This is a genomic window from Ectobacillus funiculus, assembly GCF_004138295.1.
Taxonomy (GTDB): domain Bacteria; phylum Bacillota; class Bacilli; order Bacillales; family Bacillaceae_G; genus Ectobacillus; species Ectobacillus funiculus.
In genome coordinates this window covers 114325-135282 of the sequence record NZ_SCFM01000016.1, presented here as the reverse complement: position 1 = coordinate 135282, position 20958 = coordinate 114325, and the positions used below count along the sequence as shown (strand labels likewise).

Here is a 20958-nt window from a genome sequence, read left to right as displayed (position 1 = left end):
AAAAAGTCATACTTGCACTAGAACTGTATATATGACCTTACTTCTGTAAGATTCCTCCTCTTGAGTTTGTAAACGTTGCACAAATGAAAGCGGTTTTTTTCATTCAATTTTCCTATTTCCAGCTTGGACCCCTTAGGATACACTTAGTAACAAGGAAAACGATTTCAGTTTATGCAGGGGGCAATCAAAATGGCTGAATTAAAATTGGATAATATTTATAAAATTTACGATAATAATGTAACAGCAGTAACAGACTTCAATCTTCATATTGCAGATAAAGAATTCATCGTATTCGTAGGCCCATCTGGCTGTGGTAAGTCCACAACACTTCGCATGATCGCAGGATTAGAAGAAATCTCTAAAGGTGATTTCTCTATTGATGGCAGACGTGTGAACGATGTAGCGCCAAAAGACCGTGACATCGCGATGGTATTCCAAAACTACGCGTTATATCCTCACATGAGCGTATATGATAATATGGCATTCGGTCTAAAGCTTCGCAAATTTGATAAAGCGGAGATTGATAAACGAGTAAAAGAAGCTGCTCGTATCCTGGGACTTGAGCAATACTTAGATCGTAAACCAAAAGCTCTTTCCGGCGGTCAGCGTCAGCGTGTTGCATTAGGACGCGCGATCGTTCGTGACGCAAAAGTATTCTTAATGGACGAGCCTTTATCTAACCTTGATGCAAAGCTTCGTGTATCCATGCGCGCAGAAATTTCTAAGCTTCACCAACGCTTAGGTACAACAACGATTTACGTAACGCATGACCAAACAGAAGCGATGACAATGGCAACTCGTCTTGTAGTTATGAAGGACGGACTCATTCAACAGGTCGGAACACCAAAAGAAGTGTACGAAAAGCCAGAAAATGTATTCGTAGGCGGGTTTATCGGTTCTCCTGCGATGAACTTCTTCCGTGGTGCATTAACAGACAAAGGCTTCAAGTTAGACAATGTTGTCTTATCTGTTCCAGAAGGTAAAATGAAAATGCTTCGTGAACAAGGCTATGTAGGACAAGAAGTAATTATGGGAATTCGTCCAGAGGACATTCATGATGAGCCTGTATTCATTAACGCAGCACAAGGCTCCGTTGTAAACGCAAAAATTGAGGTATCCGAGTTGCTAGGCGCAGAGTCTATGCTCTACTCCCAAATCGGCGGTCAAGATTTCGTAGCGCGCGTTGATGCACGTACGGATTTCAAACCTGGTCAAACAGTAACACTAGGCTTTAACATGAACAAAGTTCATTTCTTTGACTCTAACAGCGAGCAACGCATTCGATAAAATAACAATAACCCGTCTCTGAAAATGAGAGACGGGTTATTGTTATTTACTGAACCTTAATAGAAAAATTTTGCTCCCAAGTAAGTCCCGAGGAGTGTTCTTATTTGTCTTAAAACTTGGATACTGGCCACTAATACATTTTCTGCAAGTTAAAACCTTGATTTCCTTTCGCTAAGCTAGAGACAAAATCTATCTTTTATTACCTCCCTTAATTCGGATTCTTTAGCAAGCTCTTAATGATTGCAACCTCTCCGTACTGGAAATCTCTTTCAATTCATGCTGTTGAACAAATAACTGGTACATAGTTGTATTTGTCTCATGGATGAATCCTTCTGTTTTCCGATAATTGAATTGATGGATAATTAAATCCTATTCATACTATTGAGTTCACATAACCCCTCAATATACTGGCTACATTATAAAGAGAAACTTTCCCTTTCATTCTTACTTAGATTCCATCTTTTCTTAAGGAGTATGATTTTATTGAAAGTATTATTGATCTTTCTTTTATTGATGCTACTGATTCATCTCTTCGATTTTTTTCTTCTACTTTTAATTGGTCTTAAATCAAACACTGTCATTGCAAATATTATGAGTCAATACCAAATGATGAGTACAGCAGAATACATTATTTTAAGTTGTTTCCTCTTATTTTTTTTAATAGCTATTCTGTATCCTTTTTATAAAAGAAGATCGCAAATAAAAAGTTAGGACGTTCTAAAATGCTTACGAATCAGTGCTACTATCAATAACAATAAGGGAATGATGACGGATATTGGAATATGAGCATAAAGCGGGAGTAACCCCCCTCCAATTTTTATATGTTCGGCAAAGTTTCCTGCGACCGTCAGTGATGCTAATAGTATAATGATTCCGACGGGGAGAATAAGGGTTTTATGATTCTTTACCTTAAACAGGTCCGATGCCCCAATGACTGTGGCATAGAAAAAAATACCAACTTTAAAGAAATCACCGATAATAAGTGTTAAGAGAACAATGGGATCTAAACGTTCAATAAATTCCATGAGACTTACTCTTCTAATGGTCTCTAGTAAAGCAAAGTTAGATCGGGTGAAAACATCAACACCAAGAACTGAAATATTCAAAAGAATTGTAAAACTCAAGACTACCACACTAAAAAGGATAGCCGACAATCCTGTTCTCATCACTGACCGTGGGTTATTTAAATGAGGCAAAATCAAGGTAAAAGCCGACATTTCTCCCCAGGGTATGACAAATAAACTTGGAAATGATTGGGATACCATTCCCTTCAATCCATGTTCTAGAATGGGAAATAACTGATTAATATCTGCCTTTCCTGACAATAACACTGAAATAGTCGCTATAATACCTAACCCTAAAATGATCACAACAGAGATTTCGGCAAGTCTCCCTAGAACTTCAATTCCAAGGTACAGAACATAGATCAGGGTAAGAATCATCATTACATGCACCATAAATAATGGTGTTTCAGTAAACATAGATACAGTAAGCAAATCGCCATAATCACGAAGATCCCGTGCAGCCTCATGGAGAAAGTAAATAATGAACACCACTCCCAGTAGCCAGCCTATCCATTTTCCTACTATTTGTTGAGTATACAGGACAAAAGAGAGATTTGGATAAAGCCGATGCAGACAACTATAGATCATAAATATGAGCGATCCGCCAACAGGCCCACAAAGTAAAATAGCCAGCCAAGCATCTCGTTTTGCCTCCGCACCATAACTGACCACTAATGCTGTACCAAGAGCAAATAAAACGATAAGACAAAACATTTGCAATGCGTTAATCTTTACATTTCCCATCCGAATCAGCCTTCCTTTTTCCGCCCGCACATTTGCAGATCTGTTCAATCCTCTCGGTAGATTCTATATTGAAGGATGTTACTGGTTCTTAAGTGGTTTATTTCGCAAGCCAGAACGACGAATATACACATGTGACTTCACTTCAACCTCAGTCTTGCTAAAATGGCGATTCCAATCCTTCCCCAATTTTTTCCACTGTTCCGGATGAGAGCGATAAATAGTAGTCCCTAAACCAAAAACGTCGCTTTGATGTTTTTGGGCAATAAAGATTGCTTCATTAGCCTCTTTTTTAATTTTCTTTTCCACTTTCTCTTGAATCCAAGCAATTTCATGAGGATCGGTCAAATCAATGAAACATCCCATTTCTCCTACGCTTGCCTCAGCACTTATCATAACTTTCATTTTTAATCTTCCATTTTTCATTGTAGGATGAATTTGAGCCTTTGAACGAACTATTTCGACATTAATATGATCTTCTTTATTTTTACATGTAATATTAACAACAGTAGTTTTAACCTTTCCCAGCACCCATAATAGCCCCCTAGCTGAACCATCTTTTAGCCAGCCCTGGAGTTTTTCACCACGGAAAAGAGCGATATCACCAGTTGCAATAATAGCCTTCGGTTCAATCTGTTTAATATTTTCAGCCTTTGCCGCTTGAGCACTTCCAATCACTTTCACACCACCGATAAATGGCTCTTTGCCTACTGTTCCAATGGCTTTGACTATATCATCAATATCAACACGAATACTCAAAGCCGATCTCCCTGCAGCCATTTTACTCTTTTCTAATAGGGCATCAGACGGAAGTCTTTCAATTGGATTCATAATAGTAAGAACAGTCTTTGCCTTTATTCCTTTGGCAATGAAGATAGTCGTTAGAGGACGCAGTTCGTGCTCTCTCTCGAAAATATCCCAAAAATCCTTTAGCCCATCTTTTGCCGCATCTTCACTAAAAACAAATAAACGCGTATGAGGGAAATACAGTTGATTCGGTATTTTTTGAGTTGCTTCACGGACTGCTTCAAATAATGTTTTTCCCTTTTGCGAAATAACAGTTACAGGGGCTTGTTCGCCCCCACCACCTCCTTGTACAGAGGACACCTGTTTAGGGATAATAATTTGAAACGTAAAAAGATAACTATCTTCATCCGGTACTTTATCTACCCCAACGCTCGTAACCATGGCAATGTCATTTAATTCTTTTTGATTCCAACAACCAGTAAGGAATGCGACCACAAATAGGGAGTATAAGAATATCGACATCACCTTCAACCAATTCTGCTTCATATAACTTCCCTCTTTACAAATATTCAGGATTTCAGTAACTGGATGCTCCTTTTATTATTCCTAGTAAGCCTTTTCCTTAACGATTCTTCTTACTGTCTTGATCTAGAAGTGAAAATGGGAAACGGAGGATTGCCTCTTTTTGTTTCTCTAGATAAAAAGGAGCAAATGGGGACAAATAATGAATCCCAAATGAACGTAAGCTGCATAAATGAGCCACTACAGCAAAATATCCTAAAACGACCCCATAAAGCCCTGAAAAGGAAGCTAATATCATAAATGTAAAACGAAGTATTCTAGTAGTGTTCGCCATGCTGTATGAAGGAATGGCGAAATTTGAAATAGCTGTCAGTGCAACAACAATAGTCATAGTAGGGGAAACAAGACCTGCAGATACAGCTGCTTCACCAATTACTAAAGCACCGGCAATGGAAATCGTTGGTCCAATGGCTCGAGGGATACGAATTCCAGCTTCCCTCAGAATTTCAAAGGTAAATTCCAATAACAGAGCCTCAACAATAGCTGGATAAGGAACTTCTTCACGCTGGGCAATTAGACTGATTAGAAATTTTGTCGGAATAATTTCTTGGTGATAAGTAGTCACTGCAATGTAAAGTGGCGAACTGAATAGGGAAAAATGAAAAGCTATATATCGCAATATCCTTATAAGACTACTTACAGCATAGTTTTCAGTATAGTCTTCAGCTGTTTTAAAGAACTCAGAAAATACACCAGGCACAAGGAGTGCAAATGGTGTTCCTTCTACAAAAATGGCTACTTTACCTTTCAATAAACTTCTAGAGATCTGATCAGGTCTTTCCGTATTGAGTACAGTAGGAAATGGTGTAAACTTTTTATCTTGAATCAATTCTTCAATATGATTGGATTCTAAGATGGCATCAGTATTAATATTTTCTAATTGCTGTTTTACTTCAGCTACGGTACGCTCTTGCGCGATACCTTCCATATAGATGATGGCTACATCTGTATTGGATATATCACCTATTTTCATTTTCTCTACTCTTAGTTTTTCATTTTTGATCCGACGACGAATCATAGCCGTGTTGGCACTAATGGATTCAATAAAACTTTCTTTGGAACCCCTTACCACCGCTTGTGTGGTAGGTTCGGATATCGCTCTATAATTACCACCGGTTGTACTAATATTCAACGCATCATAACAGCCGTCAAATAATATAATCGTATTCCCATCTAATAGGGATGAAATAACTTCTCCCCAGTTATTGGTTACGCCTACATTTCCAGCAGTACTAGCAATTTCTTTTGTCGAATCAAAGATGGTTTGGATATAGGATATTTGATCGTGTCCTATCTCAACGATTTCGGTTGATTGAGCCATCAAGGAGTGAGAATGAGTAATGAATTCATTAACGAGTTCATCATTGGCTAAACTTTCTATATAAATCGCTGCTGCCTTGATTGGTTCTGTAATACTGATTGTAAACTCTCGAATGATTAAGTCAGCAGTGTTCCCAAATTCATGTTTAAGAATGTATAAATCCTCTTTTAAATCAGCATTCAGTTGACGTTCATTAAGGAGGGAATCACTTGGATTATTAAAGGAAATCTTTTTCTTATTCTTATAAAAATTTTTACCGAATATATCCAAATAGAACCCTCCCGTCATTTCAACCTTATTTTTCCTTCATTTCCTAATTATATACTTTTCTCTCTGGAAAATATCTTCAGGGAGGAACAGGTATGTCCAAGGATTATAGATTAGTTTCAAGTTAGCTGAAATTTTTGCACCAGAACCATCCGTCGTCATCTTAGACAAACGAATGACTTATGGAGAGTCGATGAGACCTATATTAAGATAAAAGAGGGGAATGAATGTATCTATATCGCACAGTAGATTCCAAAGGAAACACCATTGATTTTTATCTTAGCAAAGATAGAAATGCCATATCAGTCAAGTGCCTTTTCAAAAAAAACTTGACTTCTTCGTATGTATCCTCTCCCCGTGTGATTACAGTAGATAAAAGTCTAGCATATCCCGTAGCGATTCAAGAATTACAAGAAGAAAAAAGCATGCCTTCAGGCATGCAACTCAGACAAAAGAAATATTTAAACAATATCGTGGAACAGGATCATTGTTTTATAAAGAAGCGGGTTCGTTCTATGTTAGGATTGAAATCATTTCGTACAGCTACTTACATACTGAGTAGCATAGAAGCGATGCATATGATTAAAAAGAAGCAGGTTCATCAAGGGATGAAATCTGCCCAAAATCGAAAAGAATTCATTGATAAACTGTTCGGTATCGTATCATAATCCGTAAGTTAGCAGAAAATTCATATCCTATGCTTTTTATAAATTATCTTTGCACCAGAACCGTTTTATTCGATTATGGGGCAAAATAAACTAAACATGACTAATTAATTACTTTTTCACAACTTTCTGCGGCTAGTAATAGACAACCCATAACTCCCGCATTATCACCTAAACCGGGGTCAACAATATATTGATTTACATCAGGCGTTGGAACATAGTTATTCATCAATTTAACAAACTCACTACGAATTAGTGGAAATAGTTGTTTTTGCTTCATGACACCACCGCCTAAAATGATTCTTTCCGGCCTTAATGTCAACGTATAACTTACTAGTGCTTGAGCTAGATATTTACTCTTTGCATGACCCCAATGCATTGGACCCCAGCTAGAAGCATACGGGTAATATTGATAAAAAAGTTGATACTCTCCCTTATATTGCACAAGACCGTTAGGATCGTTAATCCATCCAACGGGCGCCATAAAATGGTAATTCAATCGATAAGGGGTTTCTTTCACAATATCCTTTTTATCTGCTATTTCTTGGTTTGCTTTTTCAAGAGCTGCCTGATGACTTGTATTTACCATGCTTTCTATCCTCCTAATTTCCTTTATTTATGGAGATTTTCACGAATTGATAAGCGCTTACATATCTACGTTAGCTGCACAATTCTAGATGAGGTTTTTGAGGTTAACGGGGTTGAATATATCAGCTTTACATCTTATCCAATACAGGAACACTATATGCTTTCGTATCCGAAGATTCCTTAGGGCACTACATAAACAAGTGAAATTCCCTCCTGTGATCGTTCCTATAACGTTCACAATGTCGGAAATTTCACTCTGTTTTATAAAAATCTTTCTTCTATTACACGTTATAAACTAGCTATTTATGAAACTTACTTTAGAGTATCTTTCACACGTTTAGCGTGATCAATATTACCTAAAGAGGACTGTCTTGTTTTGTTATATTTTAGTTCCATTTGATTTTTCTTTTCGCTTACGTATGATTCTTCTAGTTTCTTTGCAAATTCATAAGCTTTTTGTTGCTCTTCATTCAACTCCGGTTTTGCTTTTTGAGTTACATTAGGCATTTGTGCAACATGCGGAAGTCTTTCCTCTACCGGAAGAATATCAAGTTTCGGAGACGGCAAAGTTTGATACCAGTAAGCAGTTGAAGACCAATCATCAGATAAATGATTTGCATGCCCATGTTCTAATGTAACTTTAATGCTTTCAGAGAAATGAATTGGATCTGCAATATGGAATCTATAAGAAACTTGGTAACCTGGTTTGTCGCTTTCATGAATAATTGAGCCATTATACAAGAAGGCATTTTTTTGCATTCCCCAAGCATGTCCAAAATAATCCTCACTACCTGTTCCATTAATGCTCGGTACCTTTTCTCCATCAATAAAGATCATATCATCACCTTCACCCCACCAACTTCCTTGGAAATGGTTTACGGATAGATTACAACCAACATAATGTCCTTTTCCTTCTGTTTCTAAGATGACATAGTTATCATCGCCAGTTAAGTTTGCAACGCTTTGCACTGCAGGGCTGTTTACTTGAAGATCATTTCCCCAGCCTTCGCAAGGATTTTCACGGTGCCAATGAGCATGGAAGTATACTGTATCTTCTGGCAATTCTTGCTTATATAGCTCGTAATCGATATAGAAGTATAGACCAAATGGAAGATCATTTTCATTAACAATCTCAATTTTAGCTTTTTTGTTAAATGGCATTGGGAAAAAGCAGTTCAATGCAGCAGGTGCACCAAATTTATTAGCTTCCTCTGGCTTAACAGATACGTTAAATGGTGCTGATTCAAAGTTACCTGGTAGCGAATGACCAACGCAGAAGAAATCTCCAAATGGTGCCAATACGCTTGGTGTATCTTGGTCATCCCAAGTGATTTTAATTAATGCTTTTCGGTAATAGAAAGGATCTTGTTCTTCCCAAGTAACCCCTAACGCATTGTGGATTTCGTTTACTGGTGCTACATTACTTCCTAATGCAGGATCTACAATGCTTGGTCCCATAATTTTTCTACAGAAGGAAGTCATCCAAAAATGTGTTAAACAACCTGGACCTGCAATCTCACCTAATACTACTGACTCATGTGGTGGAATTAACCAATAATCTTGGTTTCTTCCTGTTTGATCAGAGCTTGAAAGTCTTGCTGATCTCACATCTGCATGTCTTGTTAAGTTTTGCATGAATCCATTTGAAATAGTTTGATTTGCTCTTGAAATAGTGGTCATAGTATTTTTCCCTCCATAAATTAGGTTTTTATCCTTTAACTGCACCAGCAGTCATTCCCTCAATAATGTATTTCTGGAATATTCCATAGAATACCAACTGTGGAATTATAAACAGTAAGCTTGCTGAGACAATTCCACCGTAATCAATGTTATATCTTCCTTTAAATTCCGATATTGCTAATGGAATTGTCATGTGGGAAGGATCACTGATTAATGTTGCTGCAAATGGATACTCATTCCATATATAAAGAATGTTGAAGATAAATATAGTGATTACAACCGGCTTGATTACCGGGAATACAACCTTTGTACATAGTGTAAATAAGTTACAACCATCAATAACAGCAGCTTCTTCAAGCTCTGAAGGGAAGTCCTTTAAGAACCCTATAAATAACAGAGTATTAAATGAGATGGAAGTTGCAACGTATGGTAATATAAGCGATAAATAAGTATTTTCTATTCCCAATAGAATTGTAATTCGGTAGATTGGGAATAGTAAGATAAACGGCGGAATCGCAAGTCCGATAATTAAGAAATAATACAAACCGTTTTTTAATTTCTCCCTTTTAAATATCATTCTGCTAATTGCAAAAGAACTCATAAAGGTGATAATCATTTCTAAGAATATTGAAATTGCTGCAATAATAAAGGTATTCTTATAAAGCAAGCCCATATTTAAAGTCTCAAAAGTTCGTTTATAGTTGTCTAAGCTCAAACTCTTAGGCAATGAAAATGGATTTGTAAGAATGGATTGATTATCCTTAAATGACAATACTATCATCCAAATAAAAGGAATCATTACAAGAAAAGTGATACCATAAGTAAGGATATATGCTAGTATTTTTGTTCTATTTTTCTTACGATTACCTGACACTTGGAGGTTATTACGATTAACTGATGCAATATAAGTATCATTTAAATTCACCTGCTTTACACTCCTTCCCTTAATTATTTACTCTTCTCCCTAATGTGTGAATTCCAAGAAAAGCCCCTGCAAATAAAATCGTTGCTATTAATGATGCAACCGCAATTGACATCCCATAACCATACTCTCCAGAAGTAAAGGTTGTACTGTACATATAAGTCACCAATACATCTGACAGATGGTTAGGTCCACCGTTTGTTAGTTGGAGAACGGTTTCAAAAATTTTAAAACAAAGTGTAATAACTAAAATGGTGTTCAACTTGAAAGTTTCATTTAGTAAAGGAATTGTGATATTAATCAATTGGTGGAATTTACTCGCTCCGTCAATATCAGCGGCCTCATAGAGTTCTTCTGGAATTAATGTCAGTCCAGCTAAAAATATTGTGGCAATATACCCGAGGCTTTGCCAACTTTGTACAATTGCAACTGAATACGGTGTTAATGTCTCTCCTCCAATCCAGTCAAAGGCTAAACTACTTAATCCAATCTTCGTCAAGAAGGAATTGATAAGACCAATCTTAGGATCTAAGATAAATACCCAGATCAATCCAACCATGATTGGTGCAATAATTGAAGGAGAATAGTTAATTGCTCTTAATGCGCCTACTCCTTTTGCCTTTTTATTCAATAGCAATGCAAGTAGGAACGCACCTGGTATAAGGATAGCTATAGTGACTACTAGAATAATAAAGGTATTCTTTAATGCTATTAGAAAAATCGGATCACTGAACAACCGCTGGTAATTAGACATTCCAACATACTTTGGTGTTCCAATTCCCGAGAAGTTAGTCAAGCTATAATATATTGCAATTACAATAGGCATCATGATATACGTTAAATACACTAGTATCGTTGGTAACAGCATTACTATCTTTTTACCGTTGCTACTAAACCATCGCATTGTTCCATCCACCCCTTTATATTAGACTCATGCAATAGGATTTATCTTATTGCATGAGTCCTTTGAGAATTATTTGGTTGCTGAAATCTTATCTTCAACAACTTTAACAGCTTGCTTAGGAGTGTATGTTCCATTAATTACGCCATAAATACTGTCATAGATAGAAGTGGCAATCGCTTCTGGAATAACTAAATCCGGTTGATTTGGTTGACTCTTCCAATCTTGAAGTTGCATCTGATCAACTAACTTTTTAAATACCGGATGTTGAGTTTCATCAACATTCACTGTAACATTTGTCATAGGCGGAACTTGGTTCTCCACCATAATTTGTGTACCTTCTGTACCATAGTAGAATTTTAGCAACTTATATATCGCTTCTTTTTTAGCTTTATCTTCTCCAGCTTTTTTGCTGACAAGTAAAGGTGCAGCTGGTACAACTGAGCTTATCTTCTGGTCGCCTACACCATCAGCAAATGTTGGCCCCCACCAAAACCCTACATCTTTACCAATAGCGCTTTTTTCAATTTTTTGAACATCCCACATACCGGAATCCAGCATCGCTGCCTTACCGCTTAAAAATTGCTCAACCGCTTGAAAATAGGATTGTGTTGTTACGTTCTTAGGAAATGCACCTACTTTTCTTAGTTCATCGATCTTTTCATAGTATTTTACGAAATCTGCATTATCATAGCTCTCTCTTCCAGCAAGAATGGAATTAATCTTATCAAAATATCCATATCTAGATAGCATTGTTAGAAAAGCCCATACTGAATAATCATCTTTAGCACCTTTAGCAATTGTTGTAATGCCATTCTTTTCGAATACTTTTGTTGCTTCTACTAGATCCTCAAAAGTCTCTGGAACCTTCACTCCATATTTATCAAAAAGTGCTTTGTTATAAAACAAACCTGTTACTAACGGTTGATACGGTAAGCCATATAATTTACCACTATCCTTATAGGTGTTTAACATGTTTTTTCTGAGAGAATTCTTAATTTCTGGATTTTTTTCAATAAAATCTGTTAAATCCATTAACATGTCTGCCTTTTCTAGCTCTGCAGCTGAACTTGGTAGCATCCAGAAAACATCTGGAAGTTTATCAGATTGGGATGCCATTTTAATACTTTTTACATGTTCTTGTTGTTCTTTTCCAATCAGATTAACTTTAATATCTGGGTTTGCAGCTTCGAATTTTTTTATCACTTGATAAAATGCAGGTTCTTGATCTTTTGGATTTGCTACATGAATTGCAAAATTGATAGTTGTGGTACCATCGGCAGATGATTTGGACCCTGAAGTAGAACTAGTCCCACTGTTACTACTACAAGCGGATAGGAATAAACCTAGAAACAATAGCAAACTGAAAATGATGTTTCGACTTCTTTTCATATTAAGTCCCCCTTTATCTAATTTAAGATCTAAAGTGTAGCTACTTACAAAGAATTCCTAATTACTATAGATGATTCAATGCAAATTTCCTTCGGCTCTTTCCTATCATCTTCTAGCTTCTCTAGCAAAAGTTTAGCCGCAGCCTGTCCCATTTCAAATGCCGGTTGTCTTATAGTTGTAATAGACGGATCTGTTAGTTCCATCCAAGGAAAATCATCATAAGACAGGAATGAAATATCTTTCGGAATTTGAATATTCTTTTCTTTTAAGTATTTGTATACTCCCATGGAAATTGTATTATTTACTACTACGATACCATCAACATCATGATTATCTAATAATCGACCAGCTATTTCGTATCCAGACTCAAATGAAGATTCCCCTACAAAGACTAGTTCTTCATTTAACTCAATTCGATATTTCCTTAGGACATCTTTATATGCCTCAAAACGCTCAATTGTACTTGATACATCAATAGGACCAGAAATAAAGGCTATCCTACTTCTTTTCTTCCTGAACATCATTTCAATGGCTTCATAAGTTACAAAATAATTATCGGTGTAAACTAAATCTAACCTATCTTTTAAATTTGGCTTTCTATCTACATAAACTACAGGACATCTAATGTGTAATGAATTATCTACTTCGTCTTCAGTATTGGAAGTGGGAGCGATAATCAATCCATCAATATAATCCACAAACTGTGTGTTATACATATCAATTTGATCTAACTCATTACTGATATTTTCATTGGAATTACTAATTAACAGCCTATATCCCGCCTCACTTAAAGCGTTTTCAACTCCATTTGAAAGTGAAATGAAGAATTCTCCCGATGTATCTTTCTGCTGAATTGGTATGATTAGACCTATAACTTTCGTATCTTTCCCCCTTAAGGATTTTGCAACTGTACTAGGTCTATAATTCAACTCCTCCATTGCTTTAAGAACCTTCATTCTAGTTTCTTCTTTTACAAATCTGGAAGAGTTCATTACATTTGAAACAGTCGCCGTAGATACATTAGCCTTATTTGCAACATCCCTAATGTTTGCTTTCTTTGTTTCCAAAAGAATTCACTCCTAAACTTTTTTCTCCCTTTCGAAATAAAGGAACTATTTCTTGCTTTCAGTTCAATAGATTATTAGTAAAGAGTTAAAACATCTAATAAAATTATTAAATCGATTAAATAAAGTGATAAATAAAAATTTATATATGCTCGATAACACCTCCATTTAATCGATTAAATGAATTGATAAATAAAAATCCTTACAAAAACTATAGAGACACCATCATTTAATCGATTAAATAAAGTGATAAATAAAAAACCTTTGTTAACACCTGTTAAAATTCCATTTAATCGATTAAATACATTTCTAGAAAGATACCAAGAGGATAATAAATATTGTAACCGCTTTCTTTAATTCTGATTTTAGGGTAATTTCCACTACTTGTCAATATTACTTATAGAGTTTTTTGTAGTTTTGGACACTGTAATTAACAAGAACCAGCTAAACAATGAGCCAGAGAACATAAAGAATGCTCCTGTGATCTTTACTACCAAGAATTGTAGCAAAAGTACACCTGTTAAAATGTATAAGTTTATCATTGGATTATTTATTAAGAGATGGATAGCTTTCTTTAGAATTTCTCTTTTCCCTACAACACCGTTGATATAAACGACGAGACTATATAAGAAAATCATAACTAATAAAAACACAAGGATGTAAAATAATTTAACGACTGAATGACTATACATAAAATTTAATGATGAAATAAAACGGATATCCATGATTATAATAAAGCCACATAAAATAAATGGGTAAAATAGTTGGTTACTCTTTCTGAACTCTCTCTTAAAAGCGCTAATAAACTCCTTTCTTATACTAAAATCGTCTTTTTCTACCATTAACTTTCTTATGATAAAAAGCATTGCTATTGTGGCAGGGAAAAATCCAAGAAATACGCCACCTAATAATATAAAAGTTAACCACAAAATGTTTATATATACTAAATTAGAAAACCATGTAGAAAATCCATGTATCTTACTTAGTACACCTTTGTTCATCTGCTTCCCCTCCTTTTTGAGTTTTCTGGAAATAACAAAATAAACGATAAAATAAAGAGTTAAAGAACACTTCGCAATTTTGTATTTCAATTTTACGACCCACTTATCCCTTTGTAAAGGACATTTTAAAAGGTAGAGTTCATTGTTAATTTTTAATATTATGTAACTATCAAATTGAAGTGAAGGTGTATAGATAAATGATTGCGTTGTTTGTTAGCTCTCCCTTTACAGTTGTTTTCTCTTTCTTACCTATGATGGCTATTTTAATTGAAGGGGCATTGTTTATATACCCCCTAATTTGTATGACCGTGTTCCTTTTTGTTGGAACACGGTCTTATCGATTGTTAGGCCTACTTTACCTGGTACTGGGACATTTTGAAAAGTTCTGTGCTTAACTTGATAGGCATGGGGGATCATCAGATTATGCAGATTTACAACGTTAAGGTAGAAATCCTTCTATCAATAGGGTTTAGTCTATTGATACTTAATCTGTTTTGCGCCAAATCAGGCTTGTTAGTGCCTCATATGACCTGTCTCAAAAGTCTTAACGTTGTAAATCCGCATTTTCGGGACTGGACCCCATATTTATTTATTTCTGATTAAATGTTCAGAACGGTACTGGCTTGGTGTTAGATCCACCTGTTTTTTAAAAACTTGGTTAAAATATTTTGGATCTTTGTAACCAACCTCATTACATATGTCCAAGATTTTATAATTTGTTGTTCGTAATAACTCTTTCGCTTTATTTATTCTAATATTAGTAATATATTCAAAAATAGTCATGCCAACTTTTTTTGAAAATAAACTGCTGAGATAAGGTGGACTTATATGAAAACCTTCCGCTATTTCATCCAAAATAATTGATTGGTTGAAATTTTTTTGCAAATAGCTTTTCACATCTAAAATCAATTTATCCTTATATGAAACCCTGTTATCATTCACATAATCAAAAATTTTATTAACCAAATTTTCAATCCAATGGCTAATTTCTCCAATCGATTGCAATCTATTCAGTTCTTCATATAACTGATATTCATTTCCTAAAATACTTTCAATTTCTAATTCAAATTCATGCTGAACATATTCGAAAATATAATTAGCAAGCTTAAAATGTAAATATTTAGATTTTACTGGAGAAAGCATATTATCAATTGAATAACTGAATATATCATGGATTAATAAGTTTATTTTATCTAAATTAAACTTATTTTTTTTAAAGTAATGATCGATTTTATCAATAATCTCATTGCCAACAGTATTATTTATCTTTTCTAAATCTTTGTAATGAGTAACCAATTGATTTAAATAAATCCCTATTTGGAATGCTTCTTTTGCTTCTTGATATGATTGACGAATGTATGAAGAATCATAATAAGTATTACTAACCCCGATAATAGGAGACACATTCAATTCATGTTGTAGAAGAGATGAAAATTCAATTAAAAAGTAGTCTTGAACTTCTTTTTGAATAGAATTGGCATACATTATAACAATAAAGTCTTCAATGATGTAAATAAATGTTTCATATCCTCTTTCTTCAAAAGGTATTTTCAAACGATTAACTATTCCCTGACCATCCTTTTCAATATTGTTTTTCCATGTTGCACTTTTAAAACCAGCAATTAATATTTTCCAGCCTTTAAATTTATTGCTTACTTCAAAGTTATCAATATTTCGACCTAAAATAAGATCCAACACATGCTTTTCTTCTAACTCCATTTGATATTTTTGAATCTGATCATTGTTTTCCTTTTCCACTTTCATTTTTTCATATTTAATGATCCCCTTTTTTACTGCACTGACAATTTCATCAAGTTCTATAGGCTTTACTAAATAATCAGCCGCTTCTAATTTAAGCGCTCTTTTAGCATAATCAAATTCTGTATAACCACTAATAATAATAAATACAATATCAGGATGAATTTTTTTAACCTTTTGTATTAAATCCAAACCATTTAATCCGGGCATTTGGATATCAGCTAACACAATATGAGGGGGATTATTTATAATGCACTGAAACGCTTCTTGTCCGTCTGAAGCAGTTTCGACAGTCCCAATTTGATGTTCTTCCCAGTTAATTGCAGATTTTAAGCCCTCAATTACAATCTTTTCATCATCTACTATTAGAAGTTTATACATCTTTTTTCACCTCTTATATATTTACACCACTCTACATCATACATACTCCTCACTTTTAATTCCAATCGTTAAAACAACCTTTGTTCCTATATTTGATTTACTTGTAATGCTTAATCCAAATTCAGGGCCATAATAAAGCTTAATTCTCTCATTAATATTTTTTAAAGCATATCCTTGATTTTTCGAAAAAATCTCTTCACTATTAAATCCAACTCCATTATCGGTTACTTCAAACACCATCATTCCTTCTTTTTTTACCCCTTTAATAACTATTTTGCCTTGATCTTTTTGTTGTTCCAGGCCATGTTGAACAGCATTTTCTACAATAGGCTGCAAAAGCAATTTAATTATTTTTTCATCGAGAATGGATGGGTCAACATCAATCAAATATTCAATCTTATTATCAAATCGAATGTTTTGTATCTGTAGATAACTTTTTACTTGTTCAATTTCATTTTTTACCGATGTAATATGCTTACCGTTATTTAGTGTCAGTTGAAACAACTTGGACAAGCTTACCGCCATTTTGGCAATAGGCTTTACCTTTGCCTTTTCTGCCATCCAGAATATAGAGTTCAGCGTATTATATAAAAAATGTGGATTAATATGACTTTGTAATGCTAATAATTCTGCTTCTTTTTCCTTTAATTGTGATTCATATAGCTTTACGGTTAACTCATTATTTCGATTGTACAGTTCGACAAAACGATTACCTATATTCCCAATTTCATCTCCATTATCAAATGTTATACCAGAGATATATTCCCTTGATTCCATTTTTTTCGCTACTATTCTTAATAACGTAAGTTGCTTTGTAATTTTTTTTGATATTAATAAAGCGCTAAGCACTGATATAAAAAAGGAAGTAACCAATAATAACACATTGATAATTCGTATATAATTAACTTCTTTAACAATATTTTGGTAAGGAATGATGCTAACAATCTTCCAATTTGTTTTTACGTTTGTGTGAAAATTTACACTATACTTTGTTCCATTAATTTTTTTTATTACCTTACTTTGATCGCCTGTATTTTCTAGTATGTTAGCTAGTTCCTTTGTTTTAAATTTTTTCTCACTTCCACTAAAATAAATTATATTTTTATTGTCCATTATTAAAATATCGCCATCTGTTTTAATGTCTTTGAACATATTATTAAAAACAGCTTTATCAACACTTATAATAGATACGCCAATCTCCTCTGACGTACCGATGTCTCTAATAATTCTGCCAAACATTAATGGGCTTTTATCCCCTTTTACAAGGCTTGTTTCATTTCCTTTAACCCAAACACCCGCCCAGTCACTTTGTTTTAAAACTTTATACCAACTTGCATCTTTAATATGATTATAAATATTACCTGTATAATTGCTTTCACCTTTATTTAATTTTAGAAATTCATGTTGTCCATTCCCGATGTATACTGCATTAATATATGGTTTGTTAACAATAGTAATATTTCTCAAAAGGTTTTTTGAGAGTGTTTCTAAGATATATAACCTTGGTGACACTTTTTTGTAACTTAAATAGCCTTGAATATCATCTGAAGAGAAAATTATATTGGAAACATTCTCTATATCAGTAACGAATGTATTAATGTTCCAATCCACTGCACTTAAAAAATTTGAAGTTGTTATCGAAACCTTATTTTCAATAACTTTGTTTAAATATAAAAAAGTAACTGGACCAATTATGAATAATGGAATTAATGTTGAAAAAAGGGCTAATAGAATAACTTTTCGCTTAACGGACCAATTTTTACTCATATGACATCCCTCATTACTGTTTAATATGCGCGGACTTCCATAAGGAAGCCTTCAGATAGCGGCTGATCTGCAAGTAGGTTCGCTTGCTGTTCGTCCGCAATTGCGCAAGGACGTTCAGGTAGTAGACGATCAACGCAATGTACACCTGATTGTGTACACCCTGCTGACTTTGCGTGTAGAACTTCTTGATGTTCAAGTGCTGTTTTACCCATTTGAAGAACAGTTCAATGGCCTAGCGGGACTTGTACAGTTCAGCGATTTCGTCCGCGGATAAATCGAACCGGTTCTGCGCAGTGCCGATCACAATCATTTCATCCGACATTACGACAGAGTCTTCCGGTAGTTCGAAGTGTTCGAGTGACCGTACGACTGCGTTCTTTCACAGGCGGGAAACAAAGAAATAGCCCTCGTCCCTCATGCGGTCGAATCGCTCGTAATCCAGGTAGCCGCGGTCGAACACATACATGCATTCCTTGTCATCAACCAGCACTTCCAGTTGGCCGCGATCATGTTCCTTGGCGTTCGTCAAGACCGCCTGATCAGGGTAGGAACAGCCATTTTCCATGAACACGAGCCGCAGATGAAGCTTGATGCCGGACTTGGTTTGCCGGAACATCGCCCATTGCTTAAATGCAGTTTTTCTTGTAATCTTATCCATGGGTTTGTCCTTTATTTTGGATTTGGATGGATTACTGCCTCCAATCCATTATAAAGGATTTTTTTATGGAAAAGACAGATAGAGGCTCACAGTACCTTTCTTCTGAACTCCGTCAATTACAAGACCATTTAGCCATCGTTCCATCTTATTCAAAGCTCGCTTATCCCTGGGATAATGCAGTAATAGAACCTTTTTTCAAATATATGAAGAAAGAAGAACTGAATCGTAAAAAATTTACTTCGTTAAAAGAAGTGAAACTGGCTTGTTTCGAATATATTGAAGGGTTTTATAATCCTAGAAGACCTCATTCTGCCATTATCATGCTTTCTGCAAACTTAAAAGGAGACATTTTCTGGCAGTCTCCCTAAAGAAACATTCCTTTTTTCTGTCTACTTTATTGGCATTTATCCAAATATGGGAAACACTATAAAAAGAGGCACTTCCATCGCTAGAAAGCACCCAAAAAATTAAATGACAAACGAAATAATTCAAGTGTCCGACTTGCAATTGAAACTTTGGAACAAAAACTACCACAAAAACATAGTTGAATATATTATTTATGCTCCTGGCGTTGGAGTGGCTCTGAATGCATTTACAGTCTTGTCCATAACAACCTGTGCATCACTTCCCGAATCAAGAATCGTATTTTGAAGCGATTCTTTTTCTACCAATACTGTTGTTACGGTAAGCGGCTCTGATGCTTCGGTAGTCAACAAAGCGTCTACTTGCGCAGAGAAACAAGAATCACTTATCTTGGCATGAACCTCCGTGGCAACAACATGATTATTAGAAATATAATTTCCATTACCCGAAACAATACGTATGATTACAGGTGTTGCACCTACCGGCTTGATGTTCTGAGTATTAATTACTTCAGAAAAGTGATTAGCAATTACAGAATTATTATTGCCACTGATATAGAGGAGACCATACAAATCATCTAAACCATTGTCTATTCCCACAAAAGGAGTCCAGGGTTCATGGTCACGTAAAAAGTGATTTGAAGAAACCAAGTTTTCCGAACAATTTTCCCTGAATACCACCATTCCTGGATAAAATGAATGAAGTCTATTATTTGTGATACTGGAACGTGTCACACCATCAAAATAGATACTGCTCGCACCTCGTGGAAAAACATTATTCGCTGTAATCAAAAGTCCACCAAAATTTTGAGCGTAAATTGAATATCCTTTAAAACCGGCTCCTATCAAGTTATCGGTTATTTTTGAAGCCTGTCCCCAACCTCGTAGTTCTATACAGTTACCACATTCAGCTATGAAATTATCATGTATAGTCAGTGCATCTGCATGATAAATAGTAATTCCATGCTCTAAATACACAAACCCCATGCCTGTAATCCGAAATGAGTCACAAGCACTTGCAACATAAATACCCGTTTTCCCGTTAGTGTATGTGTTTTCCGGATTTGTTGCTCCTGAACCATCTTCAATAAAATGCAAACCATCAATACAAAAGTCAGAAAACTCTACCGAACTTATTCGGGGATTTCCACTTCGTTCAACATAAAATGCAGCTCCTTTATATTCCTCGTCATTTACTTCTAGGGGAATATCTACGAGTATGCGACTTCCTCCCGGCCACAATTCATGCAAATCCGCCCATTCATTCCCAGAAGTATTAAAACGAATACTCGAAGATGTAAACCCGTGTCCAGAACCCATAATTTTAAGATAACTGATGTCTATAACTACTTGACTGACAAGATGATAATCTCCCGGTGGAATATAGATAACCGCACCCGGCTTTCCGCCTTTATTCACATCAGTGTCCGTTTGCCTACTTTTAATATCTGCTATAATGCTATTGATTACCTCACCAATATCCTCATACGGATTACCGACAGGCCACTCTGTTACGTCGTAATAATTTTTACTAGCCATAAGTAAATTCTCCTATCAATTTAGTGTGTTTGTTCATAAACTACTTTTTCCTTGATATAGCTAGAAGTAAAGCCTTACGAATTCGTACTTTTCCTGCAACTTTTCTGATAATGTTTATATTATTGAATGCTTATATAGATACCTTATATTGTGGATTTTGTGATATGTTTGTCCATTGATAATTTCTTATTAATAGGATTTGAACAGGATTACCGATTACCAATCCTAGTAAACACCCACATAGGAAGTGTTTAGTTATTGCGCATTTTTC

At 35.1% G+C, this 20958-nt stretch carries 15 protein-coding genes and 4 pseudogenes; 4 read left to right on the top strand and 15 right to left on the bottom strand.

Translation table 11 applies throughout. The annotated features are described in order from the left end of the window. The first annotated feature begins 189 nt into the window (after positions 1-189). Both EP737_RS12785 and EP737_RS27025 read left to right on the top strand, forming a co-directional pair. The gene (locus EP737_RS12785; protein ID WP_129728357.1) at positions 190-1287 is read left to right on the top strand and encodes an ABC transporter ATP-binding protein; all 1098 of its coding nucleotides are present in this window, start codon (positions 190-192) and stop codon (positions 1285-1287) included. Between the two features lie 474 nt (positions 1288-1761). Next, complete coding sequence (locus EP737_RS27025; RefSeq protein ID WP_484068189.1) at positions 1762-1998, top strand: YczF family membrane protein; 237 nt, start codon at positions 1762-1764, stop codon at positions 1996-1998. Here the strand turns inward: EP737_RS27025 and EP737_RS12780 are convergent. From EP737_RS12780 to EP737_RS12770, 3 genes are all read right to left on the bottom strand, one after another. After that, positions 1995-3143, bottom strand: a complete 1149-nt coding sequence (locus tag EP737_RS12780; RefSeq protein ID WP_205650933.1) for a GerAB/ArcD/ProY family transporter — start codon at positions 3141-3143, stop codon at positions 1995-1997. The two genes, EP737_RS27025 and EP737_RS12780, sit on opposite strands and share 4 nt — an antisense overlap. Positions 3144-3173: 30 nt before the next feature. Next, positions 3174-4385: a Ger(x)C family spore germination protein gene (locus EP737_RS12775; protein WP_129728355.1), complete on the bottom strand. Its 1212-nt coding sequence runs from the start codon at positions 4383-4385 to the stop codon at positions 3174-3176. Positions 4386-4461: 76 nt separating this feature from the next. Next, positions 4462-6012, bottom strand: a complete 1551-nt coding sequence (locus EP737_RS12770) for a spore germination protein (protein WP_165350778.1) — start codon at positions 6010-6012, stop codon at positions 4462-4464. A 141-nt stretch (positions 6013-6153) separates the two neighbouring features. Between EP737_RS12770 and EP737_RS12765 the strand changes: the two are divergent. Beyond that, positions 6154-6677: pseudogene (locus EP737_RS12765) on the top strand (IS6 family transposase); the annotation flags it as partial. Between the two features lie 100 nt (positions 6678-6777). On the opposite strand, the pseudogene EP737_RS26275 reads toward EP737_RS12765, so the two are convergent. The 11 genes and pseudogenes from EP737_RS26275 to EP737_RS12715 form a co-directional block, all read right to left on the bottom strand. Then, a pseudogene (locus EP737_RS26275) lies at positions 6778-7020 on the bottom strand (ROK family protein); the annotation flags it as partial. After that, a pseudogene (locus tag EP737_RS26270) lies at positions 7021-7263 on the bottom strand (glycoside hydrolase family 32 protein); the annotation flags it as partial. A gap of 311 nt (positions 7264-7574) precedes the next feature. Further along, on the bottom strand, positions 7575-8987 hold the full coding sequence (locus EP737_RS12755) for a glycoside hydrolase family 172 protein (protein ID WP_246040246.1): 1413 nt from the start codon (positions 8985-8987) through the stop codon (positions 7575-7577). Next, positions 8971-9867 carry a carbohydrate ABC transporter permease gene (locus EP737_RS12750; RefSeq protein ID WP_246040245.1) on the bottom strand — a complete coding sequence of 299 codons (897 nt, stop codon included), beginning with the start codon at positions 9865-9867 and terminating at the stop codon, positions 8971-8973. The genes EP737_RS12755 and EP737_RS12750 overlap by 17 nt, the downstream gene beginning before the upstream one ends. A 19-nt stretch (positions 9868-9886) precedes the next feature. Next, a complete protein-coding gene (locus tag EP737_RS12745) occupies positions 9887-10768 on the bottom strand; it encodes a carbohydrate ABC transporter permease (protein WP_129728352.1) in 882 nt (293 codons plus the stop codon). A gap of 69 nt (positions 10769-10837) precedes the next feature. After that, on the bottom strand, positions 10838-12157 hold the full coding sequence (locus EP737_RS12740; RefSeq protein WP_129728351.1) for an ABC transporter substrate-binding protein: 1320 nt from the start codon (positions 12155-12157) through the stop codon (positions 10838-10840). Positions 12158-12201: 44 nt separating this feature from the next. After that, positions 12202-13224, bottom strand: a complete 1023-nt coding sequence (locus tag EP737_RS12735) for a LacI family DNA-binding transcriptional regulator (protein WP_129728350.1) — start codon at positions 13222-13224, stop codon at positions 12202-12204. 377 nt (positions 13225-13601) lie between these two features. Continuing rightward, positions 13602-14222 (bottom strand): YesL family protein, encoded by a 621-nt coding sequence (locus EP737_RS12730; protein ID WP_129728349.1) that lies wholly within the window; start codon positions 14220-14222, stop codon positions 13602-13604. A 585-nt stretch (positions 14223-14807) separates the two neighbouring features. Further along, positions 14808-16361 carry a response regulator gene (locus EP737_RS12725; RefSeq protein WP_129728348.1) on the bottom strand — a complete coding sequence of 518 codons (1554 nt, stop codon included), beginning with the start codon at positions 16359-16361 and terminating at the stop codon, positions 14808-14810. A 36-nt stretch (positions 16362-16397) separates the two neighbouring features. Further along, positions 16398-18128, bottom strand: coding sequence for a sensor histidine kinase (locus EP737_RS12720; protein WP_129728347.1), 1731 nt, complete (start codon positions 18126-18128; stop codon positions 16398-16400). Between the two features lie 13 nt (positions 18129-18141). Continuing rightward, positions 18142-18753: pseudogene (locus EP737_RS12715) on the bottom strand (transposase); the annotation flags it as partial. 98 nt (positions 18754-18851) lie between these two features. Between EP737_RS12715 and EP737_RS12710 the strand changes: the two are divergent. Further along, positions 18852-19154 (top strand): integrase core domain-containing protein, encoded by a 303-nt coding sequence (locus EP737_RS12710; protein ID WP_165350777.1) that lies wholly within the window; start codon positions 18852-18854, stop codon positions 19152-19154. A gap of 189 nt (positions 19155-19343) precedes the next feature. Here the strand turns inward: EP737_RS12710 and EP737_RS12705 are convergent, their stop codons facing one another. Continuing rightward, positions 19344-20687, bottom strand: coding sequence for a NosD domain-containing protein (locus tag EP737_RS12705; RefSeq protein ID WP_129728345.1), 1344 nt, complete (start codon positions 20685-20687; stop codon positions 19344-19346). Positions 20688-20958 lie beyond the last annotated feature (271 nt).